This is a genomic window from Bradyrhizobium sp. 195 (assembly GCF_023101665.1).
GTDB lineage: Bacteria > Pseudomonadota > Alphaproteobacteria > Rhizobiales > Xanthobacteraceae > Bradyrhizobium.
In genome coordinates this window covers 4,884,422-4,898,368 of sequence record NZ_CP082161.1, presented here as the reverse complement: position 1 = coordinate 4,898,368, position 13,947 = coordinate 4,884,422, and the positions used below count along the sequence as shown (strand labels likewise).

Below are 13,947 nucleotides of genomic sequence, written 5' to 3'. Positions count from 1 at the left end.
CCTCCATCGCATCATGTGATGGAGGGAGAGAGGAAAAGTGCCGATGCTCTCGTTCCTGTTCCGTCGACTCCTGCAGACCATTCCGACCGTGCTCGCCGTCGTGCTGCTGGTCTTCGTGCTGTTCAGCGTCGTTCCCGGCAGCATCGCTTCGAGCATGAGTGATGATGCAGATCCGCAGGTCGAGCTGCGCATGAAAAAGCAGCTCGGCCTCGACGACCCCGTCTATGTGCGTTTCGGCGTCTACATTGCCAAGCTCGCGAGCGGCGATTTCGGGACCTCGTTCCGGACGCACGAGCCTGTCACAAGCATGATTGCCAAGCGGGCATGGCCGACGCTGCAACTCATATTCACCGCCATGGCGTTTGCCGTCGTGATCGGCGTTCCTCTTGGCTTTATCGCGGCCCTTCAACCCGGGGGCATCGTCGATACGCTCGCCATGGTCGTGGCCGTGTCGGGCCTTTCCATTGCCAAATTCTGGCTCGGACTGGTGCTGATGTATCTGTTTGCGTTGAAGCTCGGCTGGCTTCCGAGTTTTGGCTACGGCGATGGCGGGCTGAAATATCTGCTGCTGCCGGCCGTGACGCTCGGTGTCTCGCCGATGGCGCTTTTCGCCCGCACCACGCGCGCTGCGGTCCTCGAGATCATGACCGCTGATTTCGTCCGCACCGCACGCTCCAAGGGCATGAGCGAGACCAGGGTGGTGAAGTGGCACGTGATGCGCAATGCGCTCGTCATCATCCTCACGACGGTCGGCCTGCAGTTCGGCGGACTGATGGGGCAGGCAGTCGTCGTCGAGAAACTGTTCTCCTGGCCGGGCATCGGCTCGCTGCTGGTCGACAGCGTACTCCAGCGCGACATTCCGGCCGTTCAGGGCTCCATTCTCGTGGTGGTGCTGGCCTTTCTCGCGATCAATCTGCTGATCGACGTGCTCTACGGCGTGATCGATCCCAGGATCAGATACGCATGAAGCTCCGGGCCAATCTCGTCATCGGTGGCGTGTTGTTCGCGCTGGCGATCTTCGTTGGCCTGCTCGCGCCCTGGCTGGCGCACACCGATCCCGTCATGGACGCCAACCTCATGAACGCGGAGGAGCCGCCGAGCTGGACCTGGTGGTTCGGGACCGATGACCAGGGCCGCGATATCTATTCCCGCGTCGTGTACGGCGCGCGGGTCTCGCTGACGGTCGGCATCATCTCGCAGCTGATCAACAGCGTCATCGGCGTGGCCCTCGGCCTGAGCGCCGGTTATTGGGGCGGCTGGTGGGATGATGTCGTCAACGCCCTGACCAATGTCATGCTCGCGATCCCCTCGCTGATCTTCGCGCTCGCCATCATGGCGGTGCTGGGACCAGGCTTGACAAGCCTGCTTATCGCCCTCGGTCTGACCAACTGGTCCTTCACCTGCCGGATCGCACGGGCCTCGGCGCTGTCGCTCAGGAGCCAGGGCTACGTGCAGGCTGCAACCGTGCTTGGCTATGGCGATGCGCGGATCATGATCACGCAGCTGCTGCCGAATATGCTCGGACCGATCGTCGTCATCGGCACGCTCGGCATGGGCAGCGCGGTGCTGTCCGAGGCCGCATTGTCGTTCCTCGGCCTCGGGGTCCGCCCGCCTTTTCCGAGCTGGGGCAGCATGCTGTCTGAAGCCCGCGAGCAGATCACGACGGCGCCGTGGCTCTCGATCTTTCCCGGCCTCGCAATCTTCCTGACGGTGCTCGGCCTCAATCTGCTCGGCGACGGCCTGCGCGACATCCTCGATCCCCAATCGCGGAGCCGGCGGACATGACCGGCACGCCGCTGATCGAAGTCGAGGATCTGCGCATCGATCTCGATGACGGGTCCAGAGCCGTTGCGGCAGCCGAGGGCGTTTCGTTTCGCATCGACCGCGGCGAGACGTTCGGCCTCGTCGGCGAATCCGGCTGCGGCAAGAGCATCACGGCGCTCGCTTTGATCGGCCTGTTGCGGCACCCCTTGTCGATCGGCGGCGGCGTCATCCGGTTCGAGGGGCGGGAGATCCAGCACCTTTCCGCCGCCAGGCAGCGGGAGCTCCGCGGCAATCGCATCGCCATGATCTTCCAGGAGCCGATGACGGCGCTGAACCCGGTCTCACCCGTAGGCCGGCAGATCGCCGAGATGTTCGTGCTGCACAAGGGCAAGAGCTGGCGGGAGGCCGATCAACTCGCGGTCGAGGCGCTGGCGAGTGTGCGCGTTCCCGCACCCGAGCGCCGCGTAAAGGATTATCCGCACCAGCTGTCCGGCGGCATGCGTCAGCGCGTGATGATCGCCATCGCGCTGGCATGCGGTCCGGATCTCCTGATCGCCGACGAGCCGACCACCGCGCTCGACGTGACCGTGCAGGCCGAAATCATCGAGCTGATGCGGAATTTATGCGCGGAGCGAGGAACGGCGATCCTGATGATCAGCCACGATCTCGGCCTGGTCGCCAATGTCTGCCGCCGCGTCGCCGTCATGTATGCCGGCCGCATCGTCGAGGAGCGCGGCTCGGCGGATATCTTCCGCTCGCCCTCGCATCCCTATACGCAAGGCCTGGTCGCCTCGCTGCCGCGGCTCGGCAGCCGCGCCGCGCTCGGGCGCAGCAGGCTCAAGGAGATCGCGGGCGTCGTCCCGGCCATCACGAATTTCCCTGATGGCTGCCGGTTCAATCCGCGCTGCGCGCAGGCGACCGATATTTGCCGGACTGTCGCGCCGGAGACGGATCCCCTGGAGGCAGGCGGTCTGGTCAGGTGTCATCACCATGCATGAGCCGCAAGTCGTGCAGGGCAAGGCGAGGCCGAACGACGATCTCATCCTCAGCGTCGAGGATCTCGCGGTGCATTTTCCGCTGGGAGGCGGCTTGCTGGGCCGTGGCCGGCGGCTGCTCCGGGCCGTCGACGGCGTTGATCTCAGCTTGAGGCGGGGTGAATGCCTCGGCCTCGTCGGCGAGTCCGGTTCCGGCAAGTCGACGGTCGCCTTGTCGATCCTTGGTCTCCTGACGCCGACACGCGGCCGCATTGTGCTGGACGGGGAGGTCGTCACGAACCGGCAATCCGGCGATCGCAAGGCGTTGGCTCGCATCGTGCAGATGGTATTTCAGGACCCTTACGCCTCGCTCAATCCACGCCAGACCGTGCGTCGCACGCTCGAAGATCCGCTGCGCGTGCATGGCGTGACCGCAAAGAGCGAGATCGAGGACCGCGTCGCCACGATGCTGCGACATGTGGGCCTGCGGCCCGAACAGTCAGGCCGCTACCCGCATGAATTCTCCGGCGGCCAGCGCCAGCGTATCGGCATTGCCCGTGCCCTGATCCTCAACCCCAAGATCGTCATCTGCGACGAGCCGGTCTCGGCGCTCGATGTCTCGATCCGCGCCCAAATCATCAATCTGCTGCTGGAGTTGAAGGAGACGCTCGGCCTCTCCTACATCATGATCAGTCACGACCTCGGCGTCGTCGAGCACATGAGCGACCGCGTCGCCGTGATGTATCTCGGCCGCATCGTCGAGAATGGCGACTGGCGCGAGATCTTCGAACGGCCGGCGCACCCGTACACGCAAGCCCTGATTGCCGCCATTCCCGATCCGCTGCGCCATGCGCCGCTGGCGACGACAGGCGGCGATCTGCCAAATCCGCTCAATCCGCCCAACGGCTGTGCGTTCAGCCCGCGCTGCCGTTATGCGGAGGGCGTGTGCCGCCACGAGCCGGGGCCAGTGCTGGAGACGCGGCCCGACGGGCATGCGGTGCGGTGTTGGCGGGCTGACGAGATTGCGGGGCAGGCGGTATTAGCCACGACCGAAAGCGGACATCCCTAGGTGGATGGCGCATCCATTGTGCGTCAAAAGCATGGTCCTAATCGCGCGCCAGTCACTTCCGGTCTGTCCCGATAGCGGACGATTTGGAGCGCGCCCATGGGCAATCGCGCGGGGTTGATCCTAGAGGCGGTCCAATCGCGTACCGTCGCATTTCCATGTGTGCTACCTAGTTGGATAGCAAAATGGTAGCAGGAGAGGCAGATCATGACTGACGATCAGGTCAATCTCGTCGTTCAGCACCTTTGCGAGCAATTGCACTTGGCGCTCCGATTGAAGGGCAGCGAAGCACATCCACCAAACGCCAAGGATATTGGATTCGATCCGGCCTCTGTGAGAACCGTATTGCTGACCGGCTTGCGTTCGGCGGGTGTCACGATCCACCACGAGGCGGTCGGGACGAGCGAAGAGCCGCCGTGGTCCTAAACACAAAACGCGGGACAGAAGCCTCGCGCCAATGTCTAGGTTGGGGCAGCAGCGGACAAGTCCACTACAGCGTCCATAAGTTCGTTAAGGGCCAACAGCAGAAGTCACGCCATTATTCAGCTCGTCGCCACGGCTGAGCACCTGGCCGCGATGGTCATTCCGGCAGCCCGGCTTGCCGCAATCCCTCTTCAAATCGCGAGAGGTCTACCGCCCGCCGAAAAGGGCCTACCACGTCTTTTAGAGTGGAAACACGTAGCGTGGGGTTGAGTTGCCGCACCCGAGCCACGGCCTGATGTGCTTGCTCCGGGCGTCCGGCCATCGCATTGCTTGCGGCGGCGATCCGTAGTCCAGGTTGATAGTTGTCCTGCAACGCCATTGCCACCCACGATGCCGCTTCGGCATAGCGGCCCAGGAAGAAATGTGCATGCGCGGTCCCAGCCCGCGAGGCTAACGCCCGCGGATCAAGTGGGCTCAAGCGCATGGCACGCGCGAAGCGCTCGATCGCCAGTTCCGGCTCGCCGAGGTAGTTTTTTGCCCAGCCGCCGTAAAACCATGCCTCGGCCAGATTGGAATTGAGCACAAGCGCGCGATCGATTAAGCCGGCCCCTGCCTCCAGATCGCGAACAACATGGGCTAACGCCCACCCGCTGGCGGCGAGCGCCATCGCATCATCTTTACCCAACTCAACCGCCCGCTGAGCGAGCCTCGTCACTTCGGCAATCTCGCTCGGTGTGCCTGAAATCCAGCCATTGCCCTTGGCATAGGCGTAGCAAGACGCGGCACGAGCGTAGGCCGACGCAAAATCCGGGTCGATCTCGATCGCGTTGTTGAACAGGCGCAATGCCTCGTCGTTCACTTGCCGACCAGCAAACTGATAAAACCTGGCCAAACCGCGTAAATAGATGGCATAGGCGTCGAGACTCTCGGTCGGCTTGCGCTTGGCACGCTCGATCTCGGCTTTCTCCAGCGCTGGCGCGATCGCCCCGACAACGCTCTCGGTCACCTGATCCTGCAGATTAAAGACGTCGCCGAGACCACCATCAAACCGGTCCGCCCATAGATGTGCACCGGTGGCGGCATCGACGAGCTGTCCCGTGATGCGCACTCGGTTTGCTGCTTTGCGAACGCTGCCTTCCAACACGTAACGCACCCCTAGTTTTCGCCCGATCTGCTTCACGTCAACGGCGCGCCCCTTGTAGGTGAAGCTCGAGTTGCGAGCGATGACGAACAGCGCCTTGAACCGGGATAGCGCCGTGATGATGTCATCTACCATTCCGTCCGCGAAATACTCCTGTTCGGGATCACCTGACAGGTTGTGGAATGGCAACACCGCGATCGAAGGCTTATCGGGCAGCGTAAGGACCGGTTTCGACGGTTCTACGGCGTTATCGGTGACTACCGCATCTGTGGCTCCCTGTGCTTCCCGCACTGGTCCGACGAAACGGAAGCCCTTGCGCGGGAGGGTTTTGATGAGGCGTTGTTCCTCACCGGAATCGCCGAGCGCACTGCGGGCGGCATTCAGGCGCGTTGTCAGCGCCGCATCGGACACGATACGGCCGTTCCAAATGGAATTGATGAGGTCGTCTTTACTGACGACGCGCTCCCTGTTGCGGATCAGGTAGTCGAGCAGGTCGAATACCTGTGGCGCGACGGAGACGACGTCCGCCCCGCGATGCAGCTCGCGCCGGTCAGTGTCGATTGCGTACTCCTCGAAGAGATAGCGCAAGCTGCCAATCCCTCAGGCGGCCTCCGATCGTCGGGACCTCTAGCACCGCTTGGAACGCAAAGAATAAGCCGCCGGTAAGGAAAATGTAAGCCGAATGTCAAGCGCGCTCGCTTATGCCTTGGCACCCTCGTCCGGGTAGAAACAACACCCAGGAGATTCCGCCATGAGCACGACCTATGGTGCAACAGGGTTGGGACAGTCGGCCGTATCGACCCGGCGCGTCTCCAGTTTTTTCATGACATATTGGGGCGCGTTTCAGGAACGACGCAAACGCCAGAGGTTGATAGCCAACTTGTGCGACCTGAGCGACAGGGAGCTAATGGATATCGGTACTACGCGCGGCGAGATCGACTACGTCGCCTCGAACAGGGGTATCGACCCGCGGGGCATCCGATCCGCCGAATGATCGTTCGATTTTCCGCCAAGTAAGGATGGGATGGTCGGACACGACTAGACGCATCATTGCCCAGAGGCCAGCTTCCGGCAGGGGTCATGAACGACAAAGCCCGAACTGAGCGCAATAGGTCTGCTTTCGGGCATATTGCCGCCAATCTGCTCGGCGGCAGGCTAGGTTGAGCCAGACCGCCTAGCCGTGATTCAAGCTCCCGATTAGGAGGCGAGTGCGGCTCGAACGACCAAGCTGGGTTTGAGCTTAGAGCTCGCCAGACACGCGATCGCCGCATGATGATGTTCTGATCCTGTTTTGCCCGACGTGTCCAACCGTCGTCGCGGCGAGGCTATGGATTGCCGGTCGAGCCTATCGTCTGATGCCCACCAGGCGAGGGCGGTGTTGGTCTGCGCGCGGCTTCTCAGCCTTCAGGGCGCGCAGCCATTCGCGAAAACTGACGACCTCGGGACAGTCCGCCGTACCTTCGGGCGCAATCAGCCAATCACCCAAACCCGATCCCTCATCGATCCGGTCGCAGCGATAGCCGGGATGGTGGCCGAGACCGCGGGCGATCAGCAGATCGACCTTGCCTTCGACCAGTTCGTGCAGGCCGGCAGGTTGCAGCACCCGCAGACCGATGTCGGGATGCGCGCTGCGAAACTCCGCCAATTCGAGGCGGCGCAGGTCGAAGCTGCCATGGACCCCCAATTGCAGCAGCACCGCGCCTGCTGGCTTCAAATGCGAGGTCGCTTCGGCAATGTGACGAAAGCCTTCGGATATCCCGGGCAAATAGGCCTGGCCGGCTGCGGTGAGGATGAGCTGCTTATGCAGCCGCTCGAACAGGCGTACGCCGAGGCGCGCCTCCAGCGCCTTCACCTGCTGCCCCACGGCGGCGGGCGTCACGTGCAGCTCGTGCGCGGCCAGCTTGAAGCTGAGATGCCGGGCCGCGGCTTCGAATGCGCGAAGCGCGTTGAGTGGTGGAAGAGCGTAGGTCATCGCGCGGCACTTTGACACCGATGGAGCACGGCCTTGCAATAGATTTTCTTGCGCTGAACCGCAGGAATGATGCTTTGCGCCGCCGCGACGCCGCCGGATAGGCTTCGGTCTGCAACCCGGAGAAGCCCATGTCCCCAGCTCATATCGTCAGCCACAATCCTGCAACGGTCAACGCGCCCGCCGGCGGCTACAGCATGGGACTTGAACTGAAGCAGCATCGGCGCCTGTTGTTCATCAGCGGCCAGGTCCCTGAAAGCTCCGACGGCGCCGTGCCCGAAGGTTTCGAGGCGCAATGCGAGCAGGCCTGGCGCAACGTCAAGGAAGTGCTCGCCGCAGCCGGCCTCGGCGTCGCGCATCTGGTCAAGGTCACGACGTTCCTGACTGACCGCAACCAGGTCGTGACCAACCGTACCATTCGGCGCGCGATGCTCGGCGATCATCAGCCCGCGTTAACTGTCGTGATCGTCGAGACCGTTGACAGCAAATGGCTGCTGGAGATCGAGGCGATCGCTGCAGAGTGAAGTGACAGTCCAACCCGATCGAGAAACATCCAATGCCTGAGACGATCCATTCCTTTTACGAAGCGCATCGCGGTGCCATGGAAGCCGCCATGTGCCATCGGCTCGACCTCGCCGAAACGATGCTGTCCAAGCGCGCCCTTGTGTCCGATACCAACGCCATCCGGCGGGAGGTGATGGACGAATTCGAGCTCGTGCTCACCCAAATGCCCTATGTCGGTGGCGCGGCAAGCCGCATGAGCGATTTCTTCATGCGTCTCATGGGCTTCATGGCCATCAGCCGCGTGCTCCGGCGACACGGCGTGCCGCTGCCCGTGATCGGCGACATCGAGCGGGAAACCTACAAGGCGCAATTGCTCACGGTGCCTGAAGCGGAACGTCTAGCCGCGGGACGCCAATTCATGTCGCCGGAGAACCAAGCGTTGCTCCGCGAGCAGGCCGCAGAGAGCGTCACGAAGAGCCATCGGGACGCGTTTTCGGAAGATTTCGTCTACGATTTCGTCGAACCCGGTCCGGGTGACCACTTTGAATTCGGTATCGACTACAAGGCTTGCGGCTTCTGCAAATTCGCTGCTCGCCACGGAGACAAGGCCATCCTGCCGAACATCTGCGGGCTCGATTTCGACGCCTACGCAACGCGCGGCATCCGCCTGGAACGGACGCAAACGCTGGCCGGCGGCGCGAGCCACTGCGATTTCAGATTTTCGCGGCTTCCGCCGGACCGGACCGCCGGGAGCTAAGCAACGTTCTCAACGTTGTTCAGCCCTCTTGTCGCCACATCGTCATTGCGAGCGCAGCGAAGCAATCCAGGCTGCCACCGCGGAATGATTCTGGATTGCTTCGCTGCGCTCGCAATGACGGGATCGATACAGCGAGCCTCGCTCTCTCTCCGTCACCCTGAGGTGCCGGAGCGCAGCGGAGGCCTCGAAGGGCGACGGATCACCCTTTTGCGCGTCGCCGGCAAGCCATTGATTTCGCTAGCCCCGGTTACTGTGCATGGGGTTGTTTTCGCACTTTTTGTTTCGAGCGGAGGCTACTCCGCCGCTTTTTCCCTCAGCCGCTGCGCATAGACGTTGATGACCAGCGCAGCCAAGAGGATCAGGCCGCGGATCAGGATCTTCAGGAAGCTGTCGATGTTGACGTGGTCGAGGCCGTTATTGAGAACACCGAGCACGAAAAGACCGACGATGGTGTTGCCGATGCCGCCGCGGCCGCCGAACAGGCTGGTGCCGCCGACGACGACGGCGGCGATGGAGTCGAGCAGATAGGTGTCGAACTCGTTCTGCTGCGCGCTGCCGAAATGGGCGACGCCCAGCATGCCGCCGATGCCGGAGCAGACCGCCGAGATCACCATCACCGCGCCGAGGATGAGCTTGACGTTAAGGCCGGCATACTCGGCCGCCTCGCGGTTTCCGCCGACCATGTAGACGTAGCGGCCGAAGCGCGTGTAGGTCAGCACCAGATGGCCGGCGAGCAGCATGATGGCTGCGACGATGACGAGCCAAGGGATGCCGCCGATCGAGCCCGAGCCGAGCGTCGTGATCAGGCTCGGAACCTTGTAGGCGATCTGTCCGCGCACCAGCAGCGCCGAGATGCCGGCCGCGATCTGCATCATCGCCAAGGTCATGATGAAGGAGGGGATGCCGATCACGGTCAGCCCGAGGGCATTGACGAGGCCGAGCAGGGCGCAGAGCAGGATCGACAGCAGAATCGCGACTGCGCCGGGCAGCGGCACGTTGGCGATGTTGACGTAGGATTCCTGGAGCGTGAAGTAGGCGACCGCGATGCCGGTGACGTTGGCGATGCTGGCGATCGACAGGTCGATCTCGGCGCAGAGGATCACGAAGGTGAGGCCGACCGCGATGATGCCGGTGACCGACACTTGCGTCAGGATGTTGCCGAGATTGTCCAGCGTCGCGAAGGACGGGCTGGCAAAGGCGAAGAAGCCGGACAGGAAGATCAGCGTCAGGAACGGGGCGATGTTGCGCATCTGCGAGCGCAGGAAGGGCGCTAGACCGCGTGCCCGCTGCCCCACCGCCGGAACCGTTTCACTGCTCGCCATGGTGCTTCTCCGTCACGCCGCTTCCAGCAGGCGGTCCTTGCTGACCGGCTCGTTCTTGAATTCCCGTACCACCGCGCCGCGCTTGAGCACGAGGATGCGGTCGGCCAGCGACAGCACCGTTTCCGGCTCGGTCGAGAGCACGATGATCGCAAGGCCCTTGGCGCGGAGGTCGCGGACGATGTTGATGACGTCGTTCTTGGCGCCGACATCCATGCCGCGGGTCGGCTCGCACAACACCAAAAGCTTGGGCGGGTAGGTCAGCCATTTCGCCAGCGCGACCTTCTGCTGATTGCCGCCGGAGAGCATGCCGAGGTCGAGGCCGACCACCGGCGGCCTGATCTGCAGCTGCTCGACCTGGCGCTGGGCAATGTCGCGCTCCTGCGCCGGCTTCAGCAGCAGCGCCGAGATGCGGTCCAGAATGCTGATCGAGATGTTCTTGTAGACCGGCTCCTGGTGAAACAGCATGTCGCGCCGGCTCTCGGGCACCAGCGCCACCCCGGCCCGCCGGGCCGCCGCCGTGCTGGCGAAGGTCTTTGGCTTGCCCTCGACCGCGAGCGTGCCGCTGTCCGGCTTCAGCTTGCCGAACAGGATGCGCGACAGCTCCTGCTGGCCACAGCCCATGAAGCCGTAAATGCCGAGCACCTCGCTGGCGCGCGCCTCGAAGGAGACGTCTTGAAGAGTGCGGGCGAGCGATAGCTGGTCGACCTTCAGGATCACCGAGCTTCCGCTCGGTTGTGGCAACATCAGATCGTCGGTGTAGCTGTGCTCGAGCGCCTCGCCGCCGCGGCCGATCATCGCTTCGATCAGCGCGCCCTTGCTGGTCGCGGCGCTCGCCGTCTCCGCGACCTTCCGCCCGTTGCGGAACACAGTCACGGTGTCGGACACGCGCAAAATATCCTCGATGAAATGCGAAATGAAGACGATGGCAGTGCCTTGCTCGCGCAGGCGCCGAAGCGTTGCGAACAGCCGCTCGACCTCGGGCGGGGAGAGGGCGGAGGTCGGCTCGTCCAGGATGACGATGCGGGCGCCGGAGAACAGCACGCGGGCGATCTCGATCAGCTGCTGCAGCCCGATCGGCAAGTCGCCGAGCCTGCTCATCGGATCGACGTCGATGCCGAAGCGGGCGAGCTGCTCGCCGGCCTCGCGCGCCATGCGCCGCCATTGCACGAGGCCCAAGGCGTTGGTCGGCTGGTTGCCGAGGAAGACGTTCTCGGCGACCGTGAGGTCGGGCGCGACAGAGAGCTCCTGATGCACCATGGCGATGCCGGCCGCGTGCGCGTCGCGGGCCGAGCGAAAATGTGTCTCCGTCCCGTCGATCAGGAAGCGTCCGGAGAATTCGGTGTGCACGCCGGCGATGATCTTCATCAGCGTGCTTTTTCCGGCGCCGTTCTCGCCGACGAGACCGTGGATCTCGCCGGGAAGAAGCGCGAAGTCGACACCACGGAGTGCTTCGACGCCGCCGAAGCTCTTCGTGATGCCCTGCAGTTCAAGGATGGGCGAGCGACCCTCTGACATGAAAGTTCAGATCTTGGAGGCTCAGATCAGGAAGTGATCCTGCATCCACTGCATTCCGGCGGCATTGGCCTTGGTCACGACCGGGCCGTCGGTGACGACGTTCTTGGGAATGCCCTGTCCGCTCTTCTCGCCGCCGACCACGGCCGAGACGCCCGCGATGATGGCGCCGCCATGGATGCGGCAGGAGGGGTTGCGGACGGTCGCGAACATGCGGCCCTCGCTGACGGCCTGGATCGCCGGCGGCATGGCGTCGACGCCGCCGATCAGGATGTTGGTGCGGCCCCGCGCCTTCATGATGTTGGCGGCGGCGAGCGCCATGTCGTCATTGTGGAAGAACGCCGCGTCGATTTGCGGATACTTGGTCAGATACGTTTCCCACAGACGCGCCGTCTTGGAGACGTCCCAGTCGGCCGGCTGGGTATCGAGTACCTCGATCCCGGGGAATTGCTTGACCACCGAGGTGAAGCCCTTGGCGCGGCCTTGCGCGCCGGTATGGCCGAGCGCGCCTTGCGTCATGATGATCTTGCCCTTGCCGCCCATGGCGTTGCAGAGGGCCTGGGTCACCGAGGCGCCCATGAACTCGTTGTCGGGGGCGAGGAAGGAGTGGACGTTGATCTGGTCGAGCGGCGCGATCAGCGTGTCCATGTCGATCACGGGCGTGCCGGCGTCGATCATTTTCTGCACGGGCTGGGTGAGGGTGCCGATGCCGAAGGCCTGGATCGCGACGAAATCCCATTTCTGCGAGGCCATGTTGTCGATCGCCGCGCGCTGCTTCACGGCGTCGAGCTGGCCATCGAACCAGGTGACCTCGACGTTGAACAGCTTGCCCCAGAACTCCGCGGCCTGCTTGCCCTGTGCGCACCAGGTGGCCTGAAGGCCCGCATTGGAGAATGCCGCCTTCAGCGGCTTCTCGCTGCGTCCGACTTCGGCCGCCAGTGCTGGATTGATACCCATGCTGCCGAAGAGGGCAGCTCCGGCGCCGGCGGTCGCGGCCGCCTGAAGAAGATCGCGCCTCGTCGTCGAGAAATCTTTCGTCCCGGACATCGCTCGCTCCCATACACTTTATCGTCGGCGCGTCATTGATTGCGCGACCGATGTCCGAAAGTGTCTCACAAGAGTTGGTGCCACTCAATCCGCAATCACTCGCCATCGCGGCAAGCCGGGTTGGTGCAGCGCAAAGCGTCAGCCGGTCGCGCCGGTGAGTGCGTCGATGTCGACGAGCAATGTGTCCCAGGCTTGCGCGATCTCGGTCGACCATTCATCGCCGAGCAGATCGCGCAGCGTATCCCTGATGACGGCGAAGAAGGCGATGAACAGCTCGCGCGGCGTGCCGTAGCCATCGTGCGAGGCGATCTCGCAGGTGATCAGCCGGAAATGCCCGCGCCGCTGGCCTGCGAAGTCGAGGATCGCCTCGATCGTCAGCGCGAGCATCGACCCCATCACGAGCCCGCTGCCTTGCGAGCGGAACATCGCCTGTGTTTCAGGATGCTCTTTGAACAACCGTTGATAGACGAGCGGCGTGAGATCAGTGCAACGGGAGGCTGCAAGCTCAAAACTCTTTTCGATGGGATTGGGAGACGCATGCATCGGCGCCTCAGCCTCGCGGACAAAAAAAGAGCGGGGCCCTGGCCCCGCTCAAAAATTGTGTCGACCCTATTATCCCCGATTCTAAGATTTGCTCTTGATTGACGGGGCGACGCTGCGTTTTGCGCGCCAGGGGCTCCTCCCGAGACTTGGACCACCAGGCCTTGACCTCGCGGTCAGCGCCTGAGCAAGAGGGATGCTAGATCAACTTTTCTCACTTGTCATCATTTTCGGCAACGAATGTTCAAAATTCGAGCAGTTGGCGAAATGATCGGGCTTTTGGCCCCCAAGTATATGACAAATCTAAGAAATCTGTGGGCGGCGGGCCGTTTGACGCGCCTCAAATCCCCGACCCCGGTCCCGTGGTGGGTTACTCCGACCACGGTTCTCGGCCAAATTTGCGCTGGACCAAGAAGGCGGCGGAACTGACCTCGACTTGGGGCCGGCACGGTGTTTAGTTAGCAGACGAACGAATGGTTCGGCGGATGCGCGCGCGGCTACAAGAATTCCTGCCCCTGGTCTTGCTCGCTTTGGCGATGCAGGTGCTGGCGCCGATTGCCGCCTGCTGGGCGACGGGGCTCGCCGTTGCCGATCCGCTGTCTGCCGGAATCATCTGCCACAGTGGGGGCGATCAAGGCGGCCTGAACGATCGGACCGGCGCGCCGACCGCGCATGCCGGCGCGTGCGCCCTGTGTTGTCTGGGCCAAGCCAATGCGTCGCTCGATTCGCCGACGCATGCGGTACTCCAAATTCCCTTCCGCCATGCCGAACCCGTGGTGTGGCACCCGGCGGATGCGCTTGCGATCGCCGTTCACGCGGGCACGAGCGCTCAGGCGCGCGCCCCACCTCAATCTTCCTGACGTAGCGACAAACCGAACCGTTGGTGCGCGCCGTTGCGTGCCGATGGCGTGCTCAATGACCGGCCGAC

15 protein-coding genes are annotated in these 13,947 nt (G+C 63.3%); 9 read left to right on the top strand and 6 right to left on the bottom strand.

Annotated elements, in window-relative coordinates; genetic code table 11:
- The first annotated feature begins 43 nt into the window (after positions 1-43).
- From IVB26_RS22690 to IVB26_RS22670, 5 genes are all read left to right on the top strand, one after another.
- Entirely contained in the window at positions 44-967 is a 924-nt protein-coding gene (locus IVB26_RS22690) for an ABC transporter permease (RefSeq protein ID WP_247973251.1), read from the top strand.
- Entirely contained in the window at positions 964-1,785 is an 822-nt protein-coding gene (locus tag IVB26_RS22685) for an ABC transporter permease (protein WP_247967495.1), read from the top strand. Before IVB26_RS22690 ends, IVB26_RS22685 begins: the two co-directional genes overlap by 4 nt.
- Entirely contained in the window at positions 1,782-2,762 is a 981-nt protein-coding gene (locus tag IVB26_RS22680) for an ABC transporter ATP-binding protein (RefSeq protein ID WP_247967494.1), read from the top strand. The genes IVB26_RS22685 and IVB26_RS22680 overlap by 4 nt, the downstream gene beginning before the upstream one ends.
- On the top strand, positions 2,755-3,807 hold the full coding sequence (locus IVB26_RS22675; RefSeq protein ID WP_247967493.1) for an ABC transporter ATP-binding protein: 1,053 nt from the start codon (positions 2,755-2,757) through the stop codon (positions 3,805-3,807). Before IVB26_RS22680 ends, IVB26_RS22675 begins: the two co-directional genes overlap by 8 nt.
- A 204-nt stretch (positions 3,808-4,011) precedes the next feature.
- Positions 4,012-4,230 carry a hypothetical protein gene (locus IVB26_RS22670; RefSeq protein WP_247967492.1) on the top strand — a complete coding sequence of 73 codons (219 nt, stop codon included), beginning with the start codon at positions 4,012-4,014 and terminating at the stop codon, positions 4,228-4,230.
- A 154-nt stretch (positions 4,231-4,384) separates the two neighbouring features.
- Here the strand turns inward: IVB26_RS22670 and IVB26_RS22665 are convergent, their stop codons facing one another.
- Positions 4,385-5,956: a winged helix-turn-helix domain-containing tetratricopeptide repeat protein gene (locus tag IVB26_RS22665; RefSeq protein WP_247967491.1), complete on the bottom strand. Its 1,572-nt coding sequence runs from the start codon at positions 5,954-5,956 to the stop codon at positions 4,385-4,387.
- Between the two features lie 163 nt (positions 5,957-6,119).
- On the opposite strand from IVB26_RS22665, the gene IVB26_RS22660 reads away from it, so the two are divergent.
- On the top strand, positions 6,120-6,362 hold the full coding sequence (locus IVB26_RS22660) for a DUF1127 domain-containing protein (protein WP_028154014.1): 243 nt from the start codon (positions 6,120-6,122) through the stop codon (positions 6,360-6,362).
- A 351-nt stretch (positions 6,363-6,713) separates the two neighbouring features.
- Here the strand turns inward: IVB26_RS22660 and IVB26_RS22655 are convergent, their stop codons facing one another.
- Positions 6,714-7,340, bottom strand: coding sequence for a LysR family transcriptional regulator (locus IVB26_RS22655; RefSeq protein WP_247967490.1), 627 nt, complete (start codon positions 7,338-7,340; stop codon positions 6,714-6,716).
- A 128-nt stretch (positions 7,341-7,468) separates the two neighbouring features.
- On the opposite strand from IVB26_RS22655, the gene IVB26_RS22650 reads away from it, so the two are divergent.
- Entirely contained in the window at positions 7,469-7,861 is a 393-nt protein-coding gene (locus IVB26_RS22650; RefSeq protein WP_247967489.1) for a RidA family protein, read from the top strand.
- Between the two features lie 32 nt (positions 7,862-7,893).
- Positions 7,894-8,598 carry an L-2-amino-thiazoline-4-carboxylic acid hydrolase gene (locus tag IVB26_RS22645; protein WP_247967488.1) on the top strand — a complete coding sequence of 235 codons (705 nt, stop codon included), beginning with the start codon at positions 7,894-7,896 and terminating at the stop codon, positions 8,596-8,598.
- Positions 8,599-8,891: 293 nt separating this feature from the next.
- Here the strand turns inward: IVB26_RS22645 and IVB26_RS22640 are convergent, their stop codons facing one another.
- The 4 genes from IVB26_RS22640 to IVB26_RS22625 all read right to left on the bottom strand — a co-directional run bounded on the left by IVB26_RS22640 (position 8,892) and on the right by IVB26_RS22625 (position 13,022).
- Entirely contained in the window at positions 8,892-9,920 is a 1,029-nt protein-coding gene (locus IVB26_RS22640; protein ID WP_247967487.1) for an ABC transporter permease, read from the bottom strand.
- Positions 9,921-9,932: 12 nt separating this feature from the next.
- Entirely contained in the window at positions 9,933-11,435 is a 1,503-nt protein-coding gene (locus tag IVB26_RS22635; RefSeq protein ID WP_247967486.1) for a sugar ABC transporter ATP-binding protein, read from the bottom strand.
- Between the two features lie 21 nt (positions 11,436-11,456).
- Positions 11,457-12,479 (bottom strand): sugar ABC transporter substrate-binding protein, encoded by a 1,023-nt coding sequence (locus IVB26_RS22630; protein ID WP_246921063.1) that lies wholly within the window; start codon positions 12,477-12,479, stop codon positions 11,457-11,459.
- A 138-nt stretch (positions 12,480-12,617) separates the two neighbouring features.
- Positions 12,618-13,022, bottom strand: a complete 405-nt coding sequence (locus tag IVB26_RS22625; protein WP_247967485.1) for a globin — start codon at positions 13,020-13,022, stop codon at positions 12,618-12,620.
- A gap of 470 nt (positions 13,023-13,492) precedes the next feature.
- On the opposite strand from IVB26_RS22625, the gene IVB26_RS22620 reads away from it, so the two are divergent.
- Positions 13,493-13,879 carry a DUF2946 domain-containing protein gene (locus IVB26_RS22620; RefSeq protein ID WP_247967484.1) on the top strand — a complete coding sequence of 129 codons (387 nt, stop codon included), beginning with the start codon at positions 13,493-13,495 and terminating at the stop codon, positions 13,877-13,879.
- Positions 13,880-13,947 lie beyond the last annotated feature (68 nt).